Here is a 22354-nt window from a genome sequence, read left to right on the forward strand (position 1 = left end):
TCTTTGCCATATGGGTTCTCCTCTCTTGCCATTCTATCACCATCCCGGTATCACGGAAGACCTCATCTCCACGCGGACGGACCCATTGAGTCCAGTCCGGCTTGAGCAAGGAAAACCTGATGATTGATCTGATGAAAAAACTTGTCGCCGGTGCCCCTCAACCCGAAGACAGCCATGAAGAAAAACTGCGGCTGGCGGCAACGGCGCTGCTGTTCCGCGCTCTTTATGTGGATGGGGATGCCAGACCCGAAGAGGAAGACCAGATCCGAAAGATTGTCACCGAAGAATTCGGGCTTGCCAACGAGGCGGTCGACACGCTGCTTGTCGAGGCGCGGGAAACTGCCCGCAACGCCAGCGATCTTTACGGCTGGACCAAGATCGTCAACGCGGAATACAGCCATGATGAGAAAATCTATCTGATGGAAAAACTCTGGCAGGTGATCCTTGCCGATGGCCGGATTGACCATCACGAACATGCCCTGATGCGGCGGCTTGCGGGGTTGATCTATGTATCCGACAGCGATTCCGCGACTGCACGACTAAGGGCCGCATCCGGAGGGTGAACAGGCATCGGGTAGAGGCTTGAAAGAGGTGTTTGCGCCTTGCATTCCTTTATGGTGAGGTCTAACAGTAGAAATGAAAGTTCAGAAATCAGGAGCCTCTCATGGATAACAAATTTGAAATCGGTCTTGAAAAGCGCAAAGCCACGCTGGGTGCCGAATATGTCGAAAACACCCTGGAGAAGGCGGACGACTTCACGCGCCCGTTTCAGGAAGCCATGACCGCCTGGTGCTGGGGCTTCGGCTGGGGCGATGAAGCCATCGATGCCAAGACAAGATCGATGATGAATCTCGCCATGATCGGCGCGCTCGGCAAGATGCATGAATGGGAGCTGCATTGCCGCGGCGCGATCAAAAATGGTGTCACCGTTGAGGAGATTCGCGCCATCATCCATGTTATCGGCATTTACTGCGGGGTGCCGCAATCGCTTGAATGTTTCCGTGCCGCCCGCAAGGTGCTGGAAGAGCAGGGCCTCATCTAGAGAAGAGTTTACCAGAAAGGATGACCATCATGTCGCTGAAACAGTTCTATATTGACGGAAAATGGGTGGATCCGGCATCCCCGGAAACCCTGGATGTGATCAACCCTGCCACCGAAGAGGTGGCGGCCACCATCAGCATCGGATCGGCGGCGGATGTTGACCGTGCCGTGGCGGCGGCAAAGCGGGTGTTTCCGAGTTTTGCCAGCACCAGCACTAGCGAAAGGCTTGAGTTGCTGACCACCATCCGCGAGATCTACAAGAGGCGTTTTGATGATATTGCCGATGCCATCCGCACCGAGATGGGCGCCCCGATCAATCTGGCCCGCGGGGCGCAGGCGATGGTCGGACTTGGTCATCTCAAGACGGCGATCCGTGTTCTGGAGGAACATGTCTTTGAATATGAGCATGGCAATTTCCTGATCCGGCATGAGCCGATCGGTGTCTGCGGGCTGATCACGCCCTGGAACTGGCCGATCAACCAGATTGTCTCCAAACTTGCCCCCTGTCTTGCAGCAGGATGCACGGCGGTGCTGAAACCGTCGGAGATTGCGCCGCTTTCCGCGATGGTGATCGCGGAGATCATTGACGAAGCCGGTGCCCCTGCCGGGGTATTCAACCTTGTCAACGGGTATGGCCCGGTGGTGGGTGAAGCCATGTCGTCGCATCCGGATATCGACATGATGTCCTTCACCGGCTCCACCCGGGGCGGCGTGGCCGTGGCCAAGGCCTCGGCGGATAGCGTCAAGCGGGTCAGCCAGGAACTCGGCGGCAAATCGGCCAATATCATCCTTGATGACGCAAGCTTTGCTTCATCTGTTGCCAGAGGCGTGGATGGCTGCATGAACAATACCGGCCAGTCCTGCAACGCGCCAACCCGGATGCTGGTGCCAAGTCATCGCCATGATGAAGCGCTGGCGATCGCAAAAGACGTCAGTGAAAACCTGAAAACCGGCAACCCCGAAGCCGAAGACACGGATATCGGCCCGCTGGTCAGTGATGTGCAGTTCAACAAGGTTCAGCATCTGATCGAAACCGGCATAAAGGAAGGTGCAACCCTGGTAACCGGTGGCCCCGGCAAACCGGAAGGGTTGAACAGCGGCTATTTTGTCAAGAACACCGTCTTCGGCCATGTCACGAACGACATGACCATCGCGAGGGAAGAAATTTTCGGCCCGGTCCTGTCGGTGATCTCCTATGACAGCGTCGATGATGCGGTCGCGATTGCCAATGACAGCGACTATGGTCTTGCCGCCTATATTTCGGGGGATGACAAGGAGACAGTGCTCAATATCGCGCGTCGTCTCCGGGCTGGACAGATCCATGTCAATGGCGGGTCCGGCGGCACGGATGCGCCTTTCGGCGGCTATAAGCAATCCGGAAATGGCCGCGAGAAAGCCGAATGGGGGCTTGAGGAATTCCTGGAGGTGAAAGCTATCCTCGGGGTCTGAGGGGTAGTCTTGTCTTTTTTAGTGTAAAGCCCGGCCGGAAGGATAGCCTGACATGGCGAAACTCTATTTCAACTTTTCGGCCATGAATGCCGGCAAGTCCACCATTCTGCTGCAGGCATCGCATAACTATATCGAGCGGGGCATGAACACCTTCCTGCTGACAGCAGGGCTCGATGACCGTGACGGAAAGACAGGGCAGATCAGCTCGCGGATCGGCATTGCCGCCCCGGCGAGCTGCTTTGCCCCGGGGGACAATCTCCATCATCTGATCATGGCGCATCACGCATCCAGACGTATTGACTGTGTGCTGGTGGATGAAGCCCAGTTCCTTGAACCTGATCAGGTCTGGCAGCTTGCCGCGGTTGCGGATGATGGCGGCATTCCCGTGATGTGCTACGGGCTCAGAACAGATTTCAAGGGGCAGCTGTTCCCGGGCAGCGCCATGCTGCTGGCAATATCGGATGATATCAGGGAGATACGGGCGATCTGCTGGTGCGGCCGCAAGGCGACGATGGTGGCCCGGCTCGGCCCGGATGGCAGACCTGTTGAAGACGGCGATCAGGTGGAGATCGGCGGCAATGAGAAATATATCTCGCTCTGCCGCAAACACTGGCAGCAGCGAGACCTCGGCTCATCCTGATTAGGTCTCATCCCCCGGGGTGGAGATAGGCCCGGCTCATCATCGGGGGCGTTTCGGGCTTGACCAGCTGAAGCTGGTAGACGACAAGCCGCTTGTGGCGAAAACTTGCTTCGCTTGCCGCAAGGTAGAATTCCCATATCCGGGCAAAGCGTTCATCATAGAGGCGAAGGACGTCTTGCCTGTTGCGCAGGAAGTTTTCACGCCAGGATCTGAGTGTTTCGGCGTAATGCAGAAACAAGACCTCAATATCGCTGATGGCAAGCGAGGTTTTTTCCACGGCAAGGGTGAGTTCGGAAAGGCTGGGAATATATCCGCCGGGGAAGATATATTTCTGGATGAAATGGCTGGTTGGCCTCGGGCTTTCCGGCCGACCGATTGTATGGATGAGCGCAAGCCCGTCGTCTTCAAGGCATTTTTCCACCTGGCTGAAAAAGCGGGAAAGCTGTCTCTTGCCCACATGTTCGAGCATCCCGACGGAAACGATGCGGTCATAACGTGCCGCCTTCTCCCGATAATCCTGATGCGCGAAGATGATAGGCAGCTCGGCATCGGCGGCACGTTGCCGGGCCCGATCATATTGCTCATCGGAAAGGGTGACGCCTTTGACCATGGCCCCGGCCCGGGCAAGATCCATCGCCATGCCGCCCCAGCCGCACCCGATATCGAGAACCCGTGCCCCCGCCTCAAGCCTTAGCTTGCGCCGGATGTGATCCTTCTTGGCCTTTTGGGCATCATCAAGGGTCATGCCGCGTTGATGGAAATAGGCGCAGGAATACTGCCAGTCCTTATCAAGAAAAAGGGCGTAGAGTGCATTGCCGAGATCGTAATGGGCATGAACATTCTTTCTTGACTGGCGCCTCGTCCAGCCCTGATTAAGTCGCTGGATCAACCCGAAGGAACGCGCCGCTATCCGGGCGGGAAGCGGCATCGCCTGCACCGCTGCCGGATTGATCAGCGCATGGAGGAGGTCAGAGATATCCCCGCCGGTGATGGTGATGCGATCTTCGGCATAAAGTTCCGCAAGGCCGGTATCCGGGAAAATCACCAGCCGCCACATGTCCCGGTAGCGATGAAATTTGAGCGTGGGCTGTCCTTCGGCGGCGTGATGAAGAACCTGGCCCCGGGGCAGGATACAGCCGACCCCCGATGCGTTAAGAAGTGGGAGAAAATATTTCCTGATCATGGAAACTGCACGGTGCTGTTGTCATCGAATGTCAGCCTTCCCTCATGGCCGGGCAAGGTAGGCCTATCCCGGCTTCTTTTCATGGTGCGGATCAGGGGGTTTTTTCGTCAAATCACATTATTGTGAATGTCTGGATGGCCGGGCTTTATCACGGCCGGGTCAGGCCCTGCTTCAGATGGAGGTGGTCATCTGGCCGAGCCTGAGCCGAGCGATACGATGTGTTTCCCGGATGGCGGTGTCGAATTCATCTTCGAATGAATTGTTGATCCGCTCACGGAAGGCAGCAAGGATGCTGGCGCGGGTATGATCGCGGACAGCGATGATGAAGGGAAAGCCGAAAGCCGATGTGTATCGGGTGTTGAGAGACTGAAAAGCGGCAAACTCTTCGGCTGAGCAGGCGTCTAGCCCGGCGGAAGCCTGCTCGTTCGTGGAATGCGCCGTGAGCTTGCCGGCGAGAGCCAGTTTGCCCACCAGTTCCGGATGAGCCCGAAGCAGGGCAAGTTTCTTCTCATAAGGGGCAGCGTTGACGACGGCCTGCATCCGTCTGGCAAGAAAGGATGGATCACGATCCCGTGCATCACGGCCCTGATCAGCAATCGCTTCAGCAACCCATTCCGCATGCTCGTAAATCCCGCCATAGGTTTTGATGAACCCGTCACGGGACAGGCTGGCCGGGTCCGGGGTAAGGTAAGGTGTGTTCATGGGATCGAGCCTCATCCACTTTAAGACGGCATGATGTGCTATACCTTGCATAGGAGGCAAAATCATATCACATTAGACTGAGACTTGATAATGATGGATTGAAGTGATGGGTCGATTGACAACACATGTTCTGGATACATCCCTCGGTGTTCCGGCAGCGGGGCTTCAAATCGTGCTGCAGCGACGCGGCGGCAGCGACGGGCAGCTTATCGATATCGCAAAAGTCATGACCAACAGTGATGGCCGGGTGGACGGCCCGCTTCTTGAAGGTGATGCCCTGCAGGCGGGAAGATACCGCCTGATCTTCTCGGCAGGTGCCTATTTCAGGGCGCAGGGTATCGAGTTGCCCGAATACGCCTTTCTTGATGACGTAGTGATCGATTTTGGTATCTCGGATCCGGATCAGCATTATCATGTGCCGCTTCTCCTGTCTCCATACGGGTATTCGACCTATCGCGGGAGCTAGGATGCTGGACGCTGACACTTTGGCAAAACTTGGCCCATATCGCCGTAGCCTCCGGTTCAGACTCAACGGGACGGAAAGATCGGTGGAGGGTGTTTCGCCGGATACAACTCTTCTCAACTGGCTCAGGGAAGAGGCCAGCCTCAAGGGCACCAAGGAAGGGTGCGCCGAAGGAGATTGCGGGGCCTGCACGGTGGTGCTGGCGCGGTTGCGGGCAGATGGAACGGTGGAACGGATGCCCGTCAATGCCTGTATCCTGTTCCTGCCCATGCTCGATGGTCTTTCCGTTACAACGGTCGAAGGGCTGCTCGGGCCTGCGGGCGAGCTGCACCCCTGCCAGGAGGCCATGATCGCGGCCCATGCCAGCCAATGCGGCTTCTGCACGCCGGGCTTCGTGATGTCGCTCTATGCCTTGTGGGCTTCCGCGGAAAAGCTGACCCGGCAGATGATCCATGACGGGCTTGCGGGAAATCTCTGCCGCTGCACGGGGTATCGCCCTATTGTCGAGGCCGGGCTCGGCCTCGGGGCAGGGCTGTCTCCTTCATGGTCACGGGAAAGGCTTGATGCTGAAGATGCCTGGCTTCTTGAGGCAGGGAAAGATCCCCTGATGGAAAAAACCCTTCTTGTTGAAGATGACAGATCAGCGCTTGTCCAGCCAGCGGATGCTGAAACTTTCAGCCAGATCCATGCGGCAAGGCCCGACGCGACGGTTCTTGCCGGCGCCACGGATATCGGGCTCTGGTTGAACAAGCAGCACCGCCAATTGCCGATGATGATTTCCATCGGCCGTGTCAGGGAATATCAGGAGATTGCCATCGGGGACGGGCAGATCACCATTGGTGCAGGCGTCACCCATCAGGAGGCGCTACGGGCGCTGGCGCCGCATTTCCCCGATCTTGGCGAGGTTTTGCGACGTTTCGGCTCCGCCCAGGTGCGGGCAAGCGGAACGGTGGGTGGCAATATCGCCAATGGCTCCCCAATAGGCGATCTATCACCGGCTTTTCTGGCCCTTGGTGCTGACATTCATCTGCGATCAGGTGCGGAGAAAAGATCACGTCCCCTTGACGGGTTCTTCCTCGATTACATGAAAAAGGACCTGCGCGCGGGCGAGCATGTGAGCCATCTGAGCATCCCGATGCTCGAGGCCGATGAGATCTTCGCCTGCCACAAGGTTGCCAAAAGGTTTGATCAGGATATTTCGGCCATCATGGGCGCGGCGCGTTTACGGCTCAAGGGCAATCGCATCGTTTCAGCCTGTCTTGCCTATGGTGGTATGGCGGCGATCCCGAAACGCGCGCGGGCAACGGAAGCCGCGCTTGAAGGGGTTGATCTTGCCGATACGGCGGGAATTGAAAAGGCTGTTTCATGCCTTGAGGATGACTTCACGCCGATCAGCGATATGCGGGCCAGCGCAGATTACCGGGCTCTGGTGGCGGCAAATTTTGTACATCGACTGGCCCGTGCGCGTCTTGAAGGCGCTATCCCCAATCTTGCTTCCGCCGCCGGATGGTAAGCCATGACAGGACAGGTGCGTCAATCCCGTTTCCACGATAGTGCCCATCTCCATGTCAGTGGTGAGGCCCGGTATACCGATGATCTGCCAGTTCCGCCGGATACCCTTCATCTCTGCCTCGGGCTCTCCTCAATAGCCCATGGCCATATCCGTGATCTGAAACTTGACGATGTGCTTGCAGCACCCGGGGTGATCGGGGTGCTGACGGCGGCGGATATTCCCGGCGTCAATGACGCGAGCCCCATTGCCGGAGATGATCCGATCTTCACGGATGATCTTGTGTCCTATCATGGCCAGTCCATTTTTGCCGTGGCGGCTGAAAGCCGGCTTGAGGCCAGGCGCGCCGCCGCCCTTGCCAGGGTTGAGTGTGATCCCCTGCCGCCGGTGCTGACGATCGAAGAGGCGATGAGCGCTGAACACTATCTCGCCCCGCCTTCGGTCATGCAGCGGGGTGAGCCGGAAAGAGCGCTTGAAGATTCACCCCACCGACTGTCGGGAGAGATCAGCATAGGCGGGCAGGAACATTTCTATCTCGAAGGTCAGGCGGCGCTGGCCCTGCCCGGTGAAGACGGTGCCATTCATGTCTATGCCTCCACCCAGCACCCGACTGAAATCCAGCACAAGATCGCGCAGGCGCTGAACTGCCCGTATCATCAGGTGACGGTTGAAGTGCGCCGGATGGGGGGTGCCTTTGGCGGCAAGGAAAGCCAGGGCAACCTGCCGGCACTGGTGGCCGCGCTTGCCGCCCACCGCTTTGGCCGCCCCGCCAAGATTGTCTATGACCGTGATGACGATATGCGGCTGACGGGCAAGCGCCATGACATGCTTATCCGATATGAAGCCGGGTTTGATGCCGATGGCCGTATCACCGCCATTCTTGCCGAGCATCATATTCGATGCGGGATGTCCTGGGACCTCTCACAGCCCATAGCCGATAGGGCAATGCTTCATGCCGATAATGCGTATTTTCTGCCAGCGGTGCGGGTGCGATCCCATCTTTACCGGACGAATACGCCTTCAAACACGGCATTTCGCGGCTTTGGCGGCCCCCAGGGCATGGTGGGCATGGAACGGATCATTGACGCGATCGCCCATCATCTCGATCTTGATCCTGTGCGGGTGCGGCAGAAAAACTTCTACCCGGATTTCACCAAACCTGATCCGGCGCGCCAGCTCACCCCTTATGGCATGGAAGTGACGGACGCAAATATCAACGCGCTGAGCGAAAAGCTTCTGGCATCTTCTGCCTATCATACAAGACGCGAAGAGATTGAAGCCGGCAATGCATCGGATCCGGTCCTGCGCCGCGGAATAGCCTTCACGCCGGTCAAGTTCGGGATATCCTTTACCAAGACATTTCTCAATCAGGCCGGGGCGCTGGTGCATGTCTATACCGATGGTTCCGTTCAACTCAATCACGGCGGCACCGAGATGGGGCAGGGCCTTCATACCAAGATCAGGCAGGTGGTGGCGGACTGCTTTGCGATCCCGCTTGAAGATGTCCGCATCACGGCGACCAATACGGGCAAAATCCCGAATACCTCTGCCACCGCGGCCTCTTCCGGCACCGATCTGAACGGGATGGCGGCACTTAATGCGGCGATGGCGATCCGTTTCCGGATGGCCGAATATCTCGCCGGCCTGCATCAGGCCGCCCCGGAAGAGGTGGAATTCATGGGGGGGATGGTCCGGATAGGCGGGACATCTCTTTCCTTCAAAGAGGCCGCTGAGGCATGCTGGATGGGGCGGATCTCGCTCTCCTCCTCCGGGTTTTACGCAACCCCGGATATTTCCTGGGACAGGGAGCGTTTTTCAGGCCGCCCCTTCTATTATTTTGCTTATGGCGCGGCGGTGACCGAAGTCGCCATCGATACCCTCACCGGCGAGAACCGGATTCTGCGATGTGATATTCTTCATGATGTCGGCCACTCGCTCAATCCGGCGATAGATCGGGGACAGATCGAAGGCGGCTATGTTCAGGGGGCGGGATGGCTGACCATGGAAGAGATTGTCTACGCTGACGATGGCAGGCTGATGACCCATGCGCCGTCCACCTACAAGATACCTGCGATCTCGGATCAGCCGGTGGATTTCCGGGTTGATCTCTATGAAGGAGAGGGAAACCGGGCTGATGCAATCCACCGCTCGAAGGCGGTGGGAGAGCCGCCACTCATGCTGGGGATCAGTGTTCTTATGGCCCTGAGCCATGCCATAAGCGGTTACAAAGGCGCAAGCCTCTATCCTGATCTGAATGCGCCGGCGACGCCCGAGCGCGTGCTCATGGCGCTGTCCCGCATGAAGGGCGAGGGGCGATGATACCATCCTGGACATCCGCGCTTCGTGATCTTCTGGCTGAGGGCGGGGTGGCGGTGCTTGTTACTGTCATTGAGGCGCGCGGATCGACTCCGCGGGAGGAAGGTGCCTGGCTTGCGCTTGGACGCAAGGGGTTTATCGGAACAATCGGCGGCGGCGCGCTCGAATATGACGCGATGGCGCGGGCGGGGAAACTCCTTGATGATGCGTCCCCGTGGCGGAGAATGGTCATCGATCAGCCGCTTGGCCCCGGCCTCGGTCAATGCTGCGGCGGGCATGTCAGGTTGCTCTTTGAACGGGTGGGGGTGGCCGAAATGGCTGAACTTGACCGGCTGAAGGAAGATGTGCCGACCTTTCATCCGCTTCAAACCGGTCTGCCGGTCAGCCAAACGTCGCCGCAACACAGGGATGAGGCTGGTGCCGTCTATCATCGGCCTAAAGCATCCTTGCCGCGCCCGCTGTTTGTTTATGGCGCCGGTCATGTTGGCCGGGCATTGATGGCGGTTACCGGTGATCTTGGTTTTGCGCGGGTCTGGGTGGATATCAGCCGGGACAGGTTTCCGCCAACGATCGCCGATGATATCGATGTGTTTGTGGCACCCGACCCGGGCAGGGCGGCGGCCCATGCGCCGGATGGTGCGCTGCACCTCGTGATGACACATGATCATGCGCTGGATCAGCAGATATGCGAAATTCTGATGAGAAAAGCGAGGTTTGGCTTTCTTGGGTTGATCGGATCAGATACAAAGCGGATGAGGTTTCTGCGCCGGCTTTCGGAAGCCGGAATTGATCAGGCCGTGCTGGAAAGGCTGGTCTGTCCGGTTGGAATCCGATCTGTCGAGGGCAAGGATCCGGCAAGGGTTGCGCTGTCGATTGCCGCCCAGCTTGCCAGCATGTAGAATAGAACGAGAGGGGAGTGCGGAATGATTGATCTTGTCATGATCTGGGTAGAGATGCTGATCCGCTGGCTGCATGTCATCGCCGGCGTGGCCTGGATCGGATCGTCGTTTTATTTCATTGCTCTTGACCTCAGCCTGAAGCCGGGCAAGGGCCTTCCGGATGAGGCCCATGGAGAGGCCTGGCAAGTCCATGGCGGCGGATTTTATAACATGGTGAAATATCTGGTGGCGCCGAAACGGATGCCGTCGGAACTCACCTGGTTCAAATGGGAAGCCTACGCAACCTGGCTTTCCGGTGCCGCCTTGCTGGTGCTGATCTATTATCTCGGTGCCGAACTCTACCTGATCGATTTTGAAGGCATTGCGCTTGAACCCTGGCAAGCGGTGGCGCTTTCCTTTGGCGGTATCATCGCAGGATGGGCGGTCTATGATATGATCTGCCGCTCTCCCCTTGGCCGGAATACCGGCCTTCTTGCGGGCCTGGTTTTTGTCTTTCTGGTGGTGATGGGCTGGGGATACCATCAGTTGTTTGCTCCCCGCGGGGCCTTCATGCAGATGGGCGTGATGATGGGAACGATCATGGCGGCCAACGTGCTGATGGTGATCATTCCGGGCCAGCGCAAGGTTGTTGCAAACCTTATCAAGGGAGAAGATCCTGACCCTGAATACGGCCGCCGCGGCAAGCAGCGATCGCTCCATAACAATTATCTCACCCTGCCCGTGGTGCTGGTGATGATTGGCGGGCATTACCCGATGCTTTATGCAACTGATTATGCCTGGGTCATTCTCGGGCTTGTGCTGGTCATCGGGGCAGTGGTGCGGCATTTCTTCAACACCAAGCATAAGGGTGATCCAGCCCCCTGGTGGACATGGGGTGTTGCGGCGCTTCTGATGGCGCTTGCCATCGGGCTCGCGATGATTGGCTCACCCGTCATGAAAAAGGCCGATGAAGAGGCCGTGATCAGCAACGATATCAATGAAGAAGCGATTGCCCTTGTAGTGGAGCGATGCGCTATCTGCCATGCAGCCCGCCCGGACTGGGATGGTCTGGCGATGCCGCCAAAGGGGGTCGTGCTTGATCATCCCGAGGCCATACAACGTGAACGGCGAAAAGTGGCCGAACAGGCGGCCTGGTCCGAAGCCATGCCTCCCGGCGGGGTGATAAGCCTCACAACCGCTGAACGGCAGCTGCTCGCTGCCTGGTATGAACGTCAATAGAGAAACTGATGACCCAACTCTTGACCCCGAAACCGCTGGTGAAGGAAAGTTTTGCCCCTTATGGCGATGTGCTCGAAATTGACGGGGCCGAACAATTTCCCATTAATGCCGGGACAACGACACGGTATCACCGGCTGGCGGATGTTGTCACCCGCCCCCCTGATGGAAGCGCTATTCTTTCCATTTTTCGGGGGACACGTCGCCCGTCCCCGGTTGCGATCACCATGATGGAACGTCATCCGCTCGGCAGTCAGGCTTTCTACCCGCTCAGCCCATCGGACTGGCTGGTGGTGGTGGCCGATGACATAGATGGCAGGCCTGATCCTGAAAGCCTTCACTGTTTTCAGGCAAGCGGGGTGCAGGGGGTGCAATACGCCCCGGATATCTGGCATCACCCGTTGCTGATACTGGATCCGGTGCAGGATTTCTTCATCGTCGATCGCCATGGCGATGGAAACAATCTCGAAGAATACGACTTCGGCGAGGTCGTGGCTGAAATCAGGCTCTAGCCGTTCACAAGATCAAGCGAAAACTTGCGGTGACGCTGCATGAGTTCACCCAGATCCATGGTGGTCAGGATACCGTCGCGCACCACCAGCCTGCCATTGATGATCGTGTGCCGGGTCTTGACGGGGCCGCAGAAGATCAGTGCGGCTACCGGATCATGAAGGGCCCCGGCAAAATCAATCTGATTGAGGTCAAAGACCGCCATATCCGCGGCGTAATTCGGGGCAATCTGGCCAATATCATCACGGTTGAGCACCCGGGCACCATCGCGCGTTGCCATGGTCAGGGCATCGCGGGCGGTCAGTGCCGCCGGATCACCGCCAACCCGCTGAAGCAGCATCGCCTGACGGGCTTCGTTCAGCATATGCCCGCTGTCGTTTGAAGAAGAGCCGTCGACACCAAGCCCCACGGCGACGCCATGGTCACGCATTTTGCGAACAGGGGCGATGCCGCTGGCCAGCCGCATGTTTGAACACGGGCAATGGGCGATACCGGTGCCGGTCCGGGCAAAAAGATCAATCTCCGATGTATTTAGCCGGACACAATGGGCATGCCAGACATCCTCCCCGACCCAGCCGAGATCTTCGGCGTAATCGCCGGGGCGCTTGCCGAATTTTTCTTCGGAATAGATGATGTCTTCCTCGTTTTCGGCAAGATGCGTATGCAGGCCGACACCTTTTTCCCTTGCCATGATCGCGCTGTCGCGCATCAGCCCGGTACTGACACTGAAGGGAGAGCAAGGGGCAAGAGCCACCCGCGTCATGGCGAAGCGTGCCGGGTTGTTATAGGCATCGACGATGCGCTCGCTTTCCTTGAGGATAAAGGGCTCATCCTCGATCAGGTAATCGGGGGGCAGGCCGCCGTTGCTTTCGCCGATGCTCATGGAGCCGCGGGTTGCGGTGAAACGGACGCCGATTTCCTCGGCGGCGGCGATACTGTCATCAAGCCGGGCCCCATTGGGGAAAATATACTGATGATCCGATGAGGTCGTGCAACCGGTGAGGGCAAGTTCGGCAAGGCCGAGGGCGATCGCGGCCTCAATGGCTTCCGGATGAAGTCGAGACCAGATCGGGTAGAGGGTCTTGAGCCAGCCGAACAGGGTTTCGTTCTGGGCCGCGGGTACTACGCGGGTCAGATTCTGAAAGAGATGATGATGCGTGTTGACCATGCCCGGAATGACGATATGACCTGAAAGATCAAGGACATTATCGGCTGTTTCGGGCACCTCACCGCTCTTGCCAACGGCTTCAATAACGCCATTACGGCAGAAGACGGCGGCGCCCGATATCTCCCTTCGGTCTTCATCCATGGTGACGAGGGTGTCAATATTCTTCAGCAGCAAGGTTGTCATGAGGTTCCCGTAAAAAAAATCCGTTGCCAGTATACGCTGGCAACGGAAGGATTTCCATGGCTTACATGTGAATGTGCAAGCCTTCAGATCAACTGTCGTCTTCAGGCAGGATCTGGTTCAGTACCACCGAAAGGAAAGCCGCGGGCAGAAGCCCCGAGGCCAGCAATATCTGGGCTGTCTGGGGCAGATGCTGCAGGGCTTTCGGCTCAAGATGCAGGCCGAGGCCAAAGGCAAGAGACAGGGCAAGGATCATCATGTTCCGGCGTGTCCAGGAAACATCAGAGAGCATGTTGGTGCCCGCGGCCGCAACCATGCCGAACATCACGATCACCCCGCCGCCCAGCACCGAAATCGGCATGGCGGCAATGATTGCCCCGATCTTGGGAATAAGACCGCAGAGGATCAGGAAAATGGCCCCGGTGGTGACCACCGACCTTGACATCACGCCGGTCATTGAAATCAGCCCGACATTCTGGCTGAAGGAGGTGTTGGGCAGCCCGCCGAAAATCCCGGCTACAGCCGTCCCCAGACCATCGGCAAAGGTGCCCCCTGCCAGTTCCCTGTCGGTGGCTTCACGGCTGGCGCCACCTTTCGTTATGCCGGAGATATCGCCAACGGTTTCAATCGCGCTGACGATCGACATCAGGCAGATGCCAATGATAGCGGCAATATTGAAATCAATACCGTATTTGAAAGGCATGGGCATCGCAAACCAGGAGGCTTTGGCAACGCCGCCGAAATTCACCTGACCCATGAGGATGGCGACGATATAGCCGGCGATCAGGCCGAACAGCACCGCGCCGGTTGAAAGAATGCCCTTTGTCCAGAACTTGAGCCCAAGGGCAACAACGATGACCACCAGGGCCATCCCCCAATGGGTGGCGTCACCCCAGGATGGATTGTTCATCTGGAAATCCGCGGCACCGCCGGCGGCGTATTTGATGCCGACGGGGATCAGCTCAATCCCGATGACCAGAATTACCAGGCCCGAGACAAGCGGTGGAAACCAGTGCCGCAACCGGCCGATGAAGAAACCCAGCGTGGCGTGGAACAACCCGCCAACAAAGATCGCCCCGAATAGCGAGGCGATACCTGCTCCCTTGACCACGGGTATCATGACGGGAATGAAGGCAAAGCTTGTTCCCTGCATCACCGGCAGCCGGGCACCTACCGGACCGAAGCCGATCGTCTGCATCAGCGTTGCAATGCCGGCAAACAGCATGGACATCTGAATGAGAAATACGGCATCCGCCCCGCCGAAGGCGAAGCCTGCCGCCCCGCCGATGATGATGGCGGGCGTGAAGTTGCTGACGAACATGGCCAGCACATGTTGCAGGCCCAGCGCCACCCGGTCACCCATAGGTGGCACATAATCAGGATTACGCAGATCATCTGCGCTAGATGTTGAAGATGTCATAAGTTCCCCCTTTGACACTCAATAATTGAGATATCATACTCTTTTGGGTGATAAATACAAAGTCTTGTGTTGCCCGACCCGTTCCAGCCATAGATGATGATTTCTGATCGTGTCGGGAACGTTTTTTCAGCAAGGTTTTTGCGGCGCTGTTTCGGCACATGTTTTGCTTGCTGTGATATCTATTTAAGGGTATGGCAGAGCAGCATTTTTTACCGGAGGCCGCGATGAGCGAAACTGCATCGGAAACAGGGACAATTGTTGAAAGCTGGAACGAGTGGGACCCCCTCAAGCATGTGATTGTCGGACGGGCGGATGGGTGCTGTATCCCGGCGCCTGAACCTGCACTTGACGCCAAGGTGCCGGAAGATTCCGATATGCGTGGCCAGTATGGGCCGCGGCCCCAGGAAACCGTTGATCGCGCCAATGAGCTACTCGACAATTTCGCGGCGATGCTGGAAAAGCGCGGCGTAATGGTCGATCGCCCGACGCCGCTTGATTTCAATCAGCCAACGGCAACACCCGATTGGGAAACCGAAACCATGTTTGGCTGCATGCCGCCACGGGATGTGCTTCTGACCGTGGGCAAGGAGATGCTTGAAGCTACCATGAGCTATCGGTGCCGCTGGTTTGAATATCTCTGCTACCGGCCGCTGCTGCAGCGCTATTACATGGAAGATCCCGGCATGCGTCATGAAGCGGCGCCAAAACCCCGTCTCACGGATGCGGATTACCGGCCGGATTATCTCTCCGAGAAGATCGGTGATGCCAAGCGTCTTGAATGGACCGCCGAGAAGTTTTTTGTGACCACCGAGGAAGAGCCGCTTTTCGATGCCGCCGACGTGCTTCGCTTTGGCCGCGATCTGGTGGTGCAGCATGGATTTACCACCAACCTCAAAGGGATTGACTGGCTCAGGCGGCATTTCCCTGATCATCGGGTGCATTCGGTCAATTTCCCGGGTGATCCATATCCTATCCATATTGATGCGACCTTCACGCCACTGCGCCCGGGGCTTATTCTGAACAACCCCCAGCGGCGTCTGCCCGATGACCAGCGCGAGATGTTTGAGAAGAACGGCTGGGAAATTGTCGATGCCGCCCAGCCGGCCCATAATTCCCCGCCACCTTTGTGCTATTCATCGGTCTGGCTGTCGATGAATGTGCTGGTGCTTGACCCGAAGACCGTCTGTGTCGAGAAGACCGAGGTCTATCAGGCCGAACAGATGGACAAACTTGGCATGGAAGTGGTGGAAGTCGATCTGCGTGATGCCTATGCCTTTGGTGGCGGGCTGCATTGTTGTACGGCCGATGTCCGCCGTGAAGGCACTTGCGAGGATTATTTCCCCAACCTTTAGGGATTTCACCCCAAGCTTGCGATCAGCGACGACGGCGACGTTGCAAGGCGGGAAGCAGGTTGCCGCAACGGCAATGCCGTCCTTGTCCGGCCGCCGGAAAGAATTTCGCCAGGGAGCGGGGTTTATCTGGTGCAATCCTGGTTGAGGGGCTTCATATCGAAACGCCTTCAGGATGAACGCTGACGCTGATGCCGTCTGGCGCAGGCGGAGGCAGCGCCGAGATGCTTTTCCCCGCGCATTTCGGCAAGGGTGATCTGGCGCTGTCTTTCCCGGAACCGCTGACGCTGAGCCTCGCTGTATCTGTCTGAACAATGCGGGCAGGACACGCCTTTTTCAAACTTCGGGTCCTCCCGTTCGGTAGCGGAGACCGGCTCCTTGCAGGCATGGCAGAGTTCATATTCCCCCTGAGTCAACTGGTGGCCCAGCCCCACCCGTTCATCAAAGACAAAGCACTCGCCTTCCCAGAGGCTTTCTTCGGCGGGCACCACCTCAAGATATTTCAGAATACCACCCTTGAGATGATAGACTTCATCAATGCCAAGCTGTTTCATATAGGCCGATGCTTTCTCACATCTGATCCCGCCCGTGCAGTACATGGCAACAGCCTTCGGGGCATCGGCATCATGTGCAAGCGCATCAGCCCAGTCGGGAAATTGACGGAATGTCTCGGTGCCCGGATCAACAGCCCCGGCAAAACGTCCTATCCGTGTTTCATAGATGTTGCGTGTGTCGATGACCATTACATCCTGGCGGCGGATCAGCGCGTTCCAGTCTTCGGGGGCAACATAGGTGCCGACATCCTGGCGAGGGTCGATATCCGGCTTGCCCATGGTGACGATTTCGGATTTAAGCCGGACTTTCATGCGCAGAAAACCCGGGGAGCGTGAAGCGGAATACTTGACCTCAAGCCCTCTGATCTCCGGCCAGGATTCAAGATGGCGGATCACCTCCGCAATACCATGTGCTGAACCTGCGATAGTGCCGTTGATGCCCTCATGGGCAAGAAGCAAGGTCCCGCGAATGTCATGATTCTTGCAGAGCGGCAGCAGGGATGCGCGTTTTTCGGCCGGATCGGCAAGATGCGTGAAATGATAGAGCGCTGCCACCTGATAGACGGCGTCATCTTCCCCGGTATTCTCTTTCGTGATCTGTTCCCCGGCTTCGGGCAGGCGCGTCATGTCATCCTCCGGCGTTTTCTCGCAAGACCTGTGCTGTTCCTGGCCTGCGTCAGGTGGCAAAGTCCTGCCAGGTATTTTTAGCCTCTGTCCTGTGTTGCGGGCAAGTCTCATTGTTTTCCGCGCCCATGCGAGAATTAATAGAAAATTAATATTTTTATTTATTTTCCGTGCGTTAAGTAAAAATTAACTACTCGTCCGTATACTTCTTTCCGAATCAGCCAGTTGGCTTGACCGATAGCAAGGGCATCTGCCGTGTCGGTCAATCCATCTGGCAAAGGGCCAGGCCACCCGCATTGGTCAGAGTAGTTTTGGTGGTTACGGAAGGAGGTACCATGACACATCCACAACAGGGCCGCTGGTTGAATACCTGCGGCTATCTTTTTATACTGATGCTGCTGCCGTCGGTTGCCGGTCAGGCATTCGGCCAGACAGCAGAGACATCTTCATCCGATCACGAAATCCTGACCGAGGGTGGGGGGCTGGCCGAACGTGCCGTGGCCGCGGTGATCGGTCATCCCAATGTGTCCGCCGCCCGGGCCAATATCTGCAGCGCTGCCAGCAATTTTGATCTGGCAACAAGCAGGCAGTATCCACAGATTACCTTTGATCTGCAGGGCGGGTCATCGCTGTCGAGCAATATTACCCGGCGGGATACATTGAGTCGCCGTTTTGATGATGATGCCATCGATGCGGTGGTGCGGGTCAACCAGGTCCTTTATGACTGGGGGGTGATCGAAGCCGACAAGCAGATCGCCCTCAATGATGCGGCCGCCCAGCGGCTGGGCATGCATATCCAGATCGATCGGGTTGCTGCGGATATCGTGGATCTGGCGATGCGGATTGCCGAAAACCGTGATCAGGCAAAACTCTATGCTGATTATGCCGAGGACCTTGCGCCAATAGGAGAGCGGGTGGAGGCCGGGGTCAATGCCGGGGTCACGCGAATTGGCGATCTCAGGGCCTATAAGGTGATCGAGCTTGATGCCCAGATTCAACTGACACTGGCCAACAGGCAGATCAGCCTCAACGAAGCGGAACTTTCAAGCCGGTTTGCTCTTGATGCCTCGGCGGCGCTGGCCCTTTTTGACCGGTTCCGTCTGGCGCGGCCGGAAACGCCACCAGATATTGCCAGTGAGACTATCCGGGAGATTCGCCGGCTGGATTTCGAAATCCAGAGCAATATCGCCGAAGTCGGCCGCCTTGAAGCGGAGAAGAAGCCGCAATTTACCGGCCAGCTCAACACCACCTTCTTTGATATCGACGGATTTTCCGAAGAATACGAGATGACAGGGCAGGTCCGGTTCAGCATGCCCCTCTATGTTGGCGGCAGCAATGCTGCCCGCCAGGCCGAAGCGAAATGGCAGGGCCGCAGCCTTGATAATCAGCGGGATGATCTTATCCGGCAGCATCGTAATCAGGTTGAAAACGTGATCGAAACCCTGCGGCAGGCAAGGGAAAGACGCAAGGCCAATGATGAGAAAATGGCCGAACTTGTGGAACGGCTTGAGGAAGCACAGGCCCGGCAGGGCCAGACGGAGAGCGATCCTCTTTCCGTGACCCGCCTGATGGAGCAGATCGCTCAACTTGAGGCGGAACAGATCAGCCTGACCTATGAAGTCGAAGGGGCGCTGCTGCGTGGTGTCTTCTTTGCCGACCGGCTCGGCGATGTGCTCAGCCTGCCTTATGGAGGTCCGCAATGCTGAATCCTGTTGCACCACGTACCAGCGAAGATGGTCCGGCTGAGGCCAAAACCGGGGCAAAAGATGCCAAAGCGTCAAACAAAGGTCACTGGTTCTGGCAATATGTGCTGAACAACCGGCGGACGTATTATCAGGTTATTGTCGCGTCGGTGATGATCAATTTCTTTGCTCTTGCCTCGTCGCTCTACATCATGACGGTCTATGACCGGGTGATACCGAACAACGCGACCGAGTCTCTCTTTGCCCTGACCCTGATCGTCATCATCATCATGGGGTTTGACTTTACCCTCAAGATCATCCGCGGCAGTTTTGTCGATCATGCCGGCACGGAAATCGACAAGCAGGTTTCTAGCGATCTCTTTGACAAAATCTCCCGCCACGATATCAGCATGTCCAGGCAGGCTACCGGGGCGCTGGCGAATACCGTACGGGATTTTGAAATTCTCAAAGAGGTGATCGGTTCGGCAAGTTTCGCGGTTTTTGCTGACCTGCCTTTTGTCATTCTGTTTCTTTTTGTCCTCTACGCGATTGGCGGGCCGGTGGCGGCGGTGCCTGCGCTGGTGGTGCCGGTGGTCATTCTTTTCGGCCTGCTGCTGCAGCCGATCATGCGCAAGATCAGTGATGTCAGCGCCAAACAGGGGCAATCTAAACAGGCGGTGATGGTGGAGCTTCTCAGCAACCTGCATACGGTGAAATCGGTTCGTGGCATCACGATACTGCGCAACAGATGGTTTCAGGGGGTGATCAATCAGGGGTCAGCCCAGCGGAGAAGCAGATTCACCTCCCAGCTTGCAACCTATTTCACCCAGTTGGGTCAACAGGCATCCCAGGTCGGGATAATTGTTTACGGCGTCTTTCTGATTGCCAGCGGCAACCTGACCATGGGGCAACTGATTGCCTGCGTGATCCTGTCGGGGAGAACGCTGGCACCGCTCGGGCAGATCACGTCACTCCTTGGCCGGCTTAATCAGGCTATTGTAGCCTATAGCGGGCTTTCCAAGGTGATGAATATCACCACCGAGGAAGAAGAGCGTATCGGTCATGTGCGGCGGGAAAAACTCAATGGCGGTATTGTCTTCAAGAATGTCAACCTGACCTATGAAGGCCAGAACGAGCCCTCGCTGAACAATTGCAGTTTCGCTGTCAAGCCGGGGGAAAAAGTTGCCATTCTCGGGCGTATCGGCTCTGGCAAATCCTCGCTGCTCAGCCTGATGGCCGGGATCAACAGTGCCTCGGCTGGAGCGGTTTTGCTCGATGATGCGGATATCCGTAACCTTCATCCCGAAGATGTCCGTAATAATGTCAGCGTTGTTCTTCAGAACCCGATCCTGTTTTCAGGGACAGTGCGGGAAAACCTGCTCATGGGGGCGCCGGATGCCAGCGACGAGCAACTGGTTGCCGCCGCGGAGATGGCGGGTGCCGGCCAGTTCATCGGGCTGTTGCCGAACGGATTTGATTTTGTTCTTTCGGAACGCGGGCAGGAGCTTTCGGCCGGGATGCGCCAGTCGCTGGCGATAGCCCGGGCGATGATCGGCAACCCCAACATCGTTCTGATGGATGAGCCGACGTCGTCGATGGACGCCACCACCGAAACCCAGCTTGTTCAGAATCTGAAGGAATCTCTGAACGGCAAGACCGCCATTTTTGTTACCCATCGCGGCCCACTTGTGAGTATTGCGGACCGGATCCTAATTATGGATTCCGGCCGGATTGTCATGGATGGCCCGCGTGATGAGGTGTTGGAAAAATTGAAAGGAGGGAATTGATGCGTTCAGATTCCGGTTCTTCCCGCTCGTTCATTAAAAGACTGTTTGGCTTTGGCCGGGGTGCCGATAAAGCACCCGAAGAAGAAACCTGTGCCGATGGGATCAAGGTAGAGAAGGTTGAGGCAGAAGCCGTTGACCCGAAAGCACCCCTGCCCCGGTCCGTGCCGGAGGAGGATGACGCTGAAACCCCGCCGCCACGCCTGTCGATCGGTGGCCGAATAGCGGCCTGGTTCGGCCGGCGCAAGCAGGCGATCGTAAATTTCTTCATCCCGAGGCCTGTTCTTGTTCCGGCCCAGCTCGTCACCCCGGAGATAAGCCTTGATTCAGGGAGCAAAGCCCCGCTCAAGGGGCAGATGATCTATATCATCATCGCGGTGTTCTTCGTTTCGGCGGTGTCCTGGGCCATGCTTTCTGAAATCGATGAGGTGGTCCGCGCGGATGGGGAGGTCGTCCCCAGCGAGAATGTGCAGATCATCCAGTCACGTCTGCCGGGCTCGGTGGTGGCCATCCATGTCAAACTTGGTGACCGGGTATCCAAGGGTGACGTCGTCTTTGAGGTCGAGGATGAGGATGTGCGCGCCAATTTCGAGGATAACGAGATCCAGCGGCTGACCGCGAGCGCAACAATCCACCGGCTCGAAGCGGAAAGCCGGGGCGATGGCAGCATCCGTTTCCCCGCCGAACTGCTGCAGGAAGCCCCTGAGGTCACAGCACAGGAGGCGGCCGTCTTCCAGAGCCGGCGCAAGGCGCTCGACAGTGAAAAGAAGGTGATCGAGCAGGAAATCGAAAGCCTGCGCCAGGGTATCGCCGAGCAGATTGCCGAGGGCGAGGTGGCGGCGATGCAGATTGCCACGATCAAGGAAGAACTCAGTGTCGTGAAACCTCTGGTGGACCGGGGGTATGAGCCCAAACTCAGCCTGCTCAATGTTCAGGCAAGGCTGGATGAAGCCATGGGAAGAGAACGTCTCGCCGGGCTTGCCGCCCAGCGGATGGAGGCAGATCTGAAAAGTCGCCAGCGCCGGTTGCAAGCCGTCGATGACAGTTTTCGGGCCGATGCCGAAACCCGGCTGGTCGAGGTGCGCACCGAAGCAGCCCAGGCCGAAGCCCGGCTTGAGGCGTTGAAGGGCAAAGTCGCCTATGCCGCGGTTCGAGCACCGGCGGATGGCGTGATTTCGGTGGTTCATATCAACACCATCGGCGCGGTGGTGGATGGCGGGGCGATCATGGCCGAGCTTGTTCCGGATGAAAGCGAGGTTACGGTCCGCGCCCGGGTCAATACCGATGATGTATCCAAGATCAGGATCGGCCAGAAAGTGCGAATCTCGCTCACGTCCTATGATCCGTCCCGGTTCGGCACGCTGGAAGGGCAGGTGCAGAAGATCGCCAGCAACAGCACCCAGGAAGAAAACCAGCCGCCCTATTTTGTCACCATGGTCAACGTGCCGGACACCACCTTTCCGCAGTCGGGCGTCTCCCCCGATGTCGTGCCCGGCATGACCGTGATTGTCGATCTTCTGGGGGATAAGAGAACGATAATGGAATATATCCTCTCGCCGATCAAACGTGCCCAGACCATCGCTTTCCGGGAGAAATAAGCGTACCATTTCCTCGGTTGAAGGCAGGCCCTGAATTCCTCCCCACGGATTGGGCTTGCCTTTCTTC

General features: G+C 57.4%; 19 protein-coding genes. 14 read left to right on the plus strand and 5 right to left on the minus strand.

Annotation, left to right across the window (positions count from 1 at the left end; all coding sequences use genetic code 11):
- The first annotated feature begins 119 nt into the window (after positions 1–119).
- From AB8880_00095 to AB8880_00110, 4 genes are all read left to right on the plus strand, one after another.
- The gene (locus AB8880_00095) at positions 120–563 is read left to right on the plus strand and encodes a TerB family tellurite resistance protein (GenBank protein ID XDZ65829.1); all 444 of its coding nucleotides are present in this window, start codon (positions 120–122) and stop codon (positions 561–563) included.
- Positions 564–664: 101 nt separating this feature from the next.
- Positions 665–1042, plus strand: coding sequence for a carboxymuconolactone decarboxylase family protein (locus AB8880_00100; protein ID XDZ65830.1), 378 nt, complete (start codon positions 665–667; stop codon positions 1040–1042).
- Between the two features lie 29 nt (positions 1043–1071).
- A complete protein-coding gene (locus tag AB8880_00105; protein ID XDZ65831.1) occupies positions 1072–2490 on the plus strand; it encodes an aldehyde dehydrogenase family protein in 1419 nt (472 codons plus the stop codon).
- Between the two features lie 52 nt (positions 2491–2542).
- The gene (locus AB8880_00110; protein XDZ65832.1) at positions 2543–3130 is read left to right on the plus strand and encodes a thymidine kinase; all 588 of its coding nucleotides are present in this window, start codon (positions 2543–2545) and stop codon (positions 3128–3130) included.
- 7 nt (positions 3131–3137) lie between these two features.
- On the opposite strand, the gene AB8880_00115 is transcribed toward AB8880_00110, so the two are convergent.
- Together AB8880_00115 and uraD are read right to left on the minus strand one after the other, a co-directional pair.
- A complete protein-coding gene (locus AB8880_00115) occupies positions 3138–4313 on the minus strand; it encodes a class I SAM-dependent methyltransferase (protein XDZ65833.1) in 1176 nt (391 codons plus the stop codon).
- Positions 4314–4484: 171 nt separating this feature from the next.
- Entirely contained in the window at positions 4485–5015 is a 531-nt protein-coding gene (gene uraD / locus AB8880_00120) for a 2-oxo-4-hydroxy-4-carboxy-5-ureidoimidazoline decarboxylase (GenBank protein ID XDZ65834.1), read from the minus strand.
- Positions 5016–5121: 106 nt separating this feature from the next.
- Here uraD and uraH point away from each other — a divergent pair, with 106 nt between their 5' ends.
- Genes uraH through AB8880_00150 form a run of 6 tightly spaced genes read left to right on the plus strand, consistent with a single transcriptional unit; the run spans position 5122 to position 11930 of the window.
- A complete protein-coding gene (gene uraH / locus AB8880_00125) occupies positions 5122–5481 on the plus strand; it encodes a hydroxyisourate hydrolase (protein ID XDZ65835.1) in 360 nt (119 codons plus the stop codon).
- A 1-nt stretch (position 5482) separates the two neighbouring features.
- On the plus strand, positions 5483–6991 hold the full coding sequence (xdhA, locus tag AB8880_00130) for a xanthine dehydrogenase small subunit (GenBank protein XDZ65836.1): 1509 nt from the start codon (positions 5483–5485) through the stop codon (positions 6989–6991).
- Between the two features lie 3 nt (positions 6992–6994).
- Entirely contained in the window at positions 6995–9307 is a 2313-nt protein-coding gene (xdhB, locus tag AB8880_00135) for a xanthine dehydrogenase molybdopterin binding subunit (GenBank protein ID XDZ65837.1), read from the plus strand.
- Positions 9304–10203: a xanthine dehydrogenase accessory protein XdhC gene (gene xdhC / locus AB8880_00140; protein XDZ65838.1), complete on the plus strand. Its 900-nt coding sequence runs from the start codon at positions 9304–9306 to the stop codon at positions 10201–10203. Before xdhB ends, xdhC begins: the two co-directional genes overlap by 4 nt.
- Positions 10204–10227: 24 nt before the next feature.
- Positions 10228–11421 carry a urate hydroxylase PuuD gene (locus AB8880_00145; GenBank protein ID XDZ65839.1) on the plus strand — a complete coding sequence of 398 codons (1194 nt, stop codon included), beginning with the start codon at positions 10228–10230 and terminating at the stop codon, positions 11419–11421.
- An 8-nt stretch (positions 11422–11429) separates the two neighbouring features.
- Entirely contained in the window at positions 11430–11930 is a 501-nt protein-coding gene (locus tag AB8880_00150; GenBank protein ID XDZ65840.1) for an ureidoglycolate lyase, read from the plus strand.
- Here the strand turns inward: AB8880_00150 and AB8880_00155 are convergent.
- Both AB8880_00155 and AB8880_00160 read right to left on the minus strand, forming a co-directional pair.
- Positions 11927–13279 carry an 8-oxoguanine deaminase gene (locus AB8880_00155; protein ID XDZ65841.1) on the minus strand — a complete coding sequence of 451 codons (1353 nt, stop codon included), beginning with the start codon at positions 13277–13279 and terminating at the stop codon, positions 11927–11929. The two genes, AB8880_00150 and AB8880_00155, sit on opposite strands and share 4 nt — an antisense overlap.
- An 88-nt stretch (positions 13280–13367) precedes the next feature.
- Positions 13368–14696, minus strand: coding sequence for a uracil-xanthine permease family protein (locus AB8880_00160; protein ID XDZ65842.1), 1329 nt, complete (start codon positions 14694–14696; stop codon positions 13368–13370).
- A gap of 224 nt (positions 14697–14920) precedes the next feature.
- Here AB8880_00160 and AB8880_00165 point away from each other — a divergent pair, with 224 nt between their 5' ends.
- Positions 14921–16048: a serine/threonine protein kinase gene (locus AB8880_00165; GenBank protein XDZ65843.1), complete on the plus strand. Its 1128-nt coding sequence runs from the start codon at positions 14921–14923 to the stop codon at positions 16046–16048.
- A 167-nt stretch (positions 16049–16215) separates the two neighbouring features.
- On the opposite strand, the gene AB8880_00170 is transcribed toward AB8880_00165, so the two are convergent.
- Positions 16216–17226, minus strand: a complete 1011-nt coding sequence (locus tag AB8880_00170; GenBank protein ID XDZ65844.1) for a rhodanese-related sulfurtransferase — start codon at positions 17224–17226, stop codon at positions 16216–16218.
- Between the two features lie 332 nt (positions 17227–17558).
- On the opposite strand from AB8880_00170, the gene AB8880_00175 reads away from it, so the two are divergent.
- From AB8880_00175 to AB8880_00185, 3 genes are read left to right on the plus strand one after another with little or no spacing between them, the layout of a single operon-like run.
- Complete coding sequence (locus tag AB8880_00175; protein ID XDZ65845.1) at positions 17559–18929, plus strand: TolC family protein; 1371 nt, start codon at positions 17559–17561, stop codon at positions 18927–18929.
- The gene (locus AB8880_00180; GenBank protein XDZ65846.1) at positions 18923–20692 is read left to right on the plus strand and encodes a type I secretion system permease/ATPase; all 1770 of its coding nucleotides are present in this window, start codon (positions 18923–18925) and stop codon (positions 20690–20692) included. The genes AB8880_00175 and AB8880_00180 overlap by 7 nt, the downstream gene beginning before the upstream one ends.
- On the plus strand, positions 20692–22287 hold the full coding sequence (locus AB8880_00185) for an HlyD family type I secretion periplasmic adaptor subunit (protein ID XDZ65847.1): 1596 nt from the start codon (positions 20692–20694) through the stop codon (positions 22285–22287). Before AB8880_00180 ends, AB8880_00185 begins: the two co-directional genes overlap by 1 nt.
- The last annotated feature ends 67 nt before the right edge of the window (positions 22288–22354 follow it).

Source organism: Alphaproteobacteria bacterium LSUCC0684 (assembly GCA_041228335.1).
Lineage (GTDB): Bacteria > Pseudomonadota > Alphaproteobacteria > Puniceispirillales > UBA1172.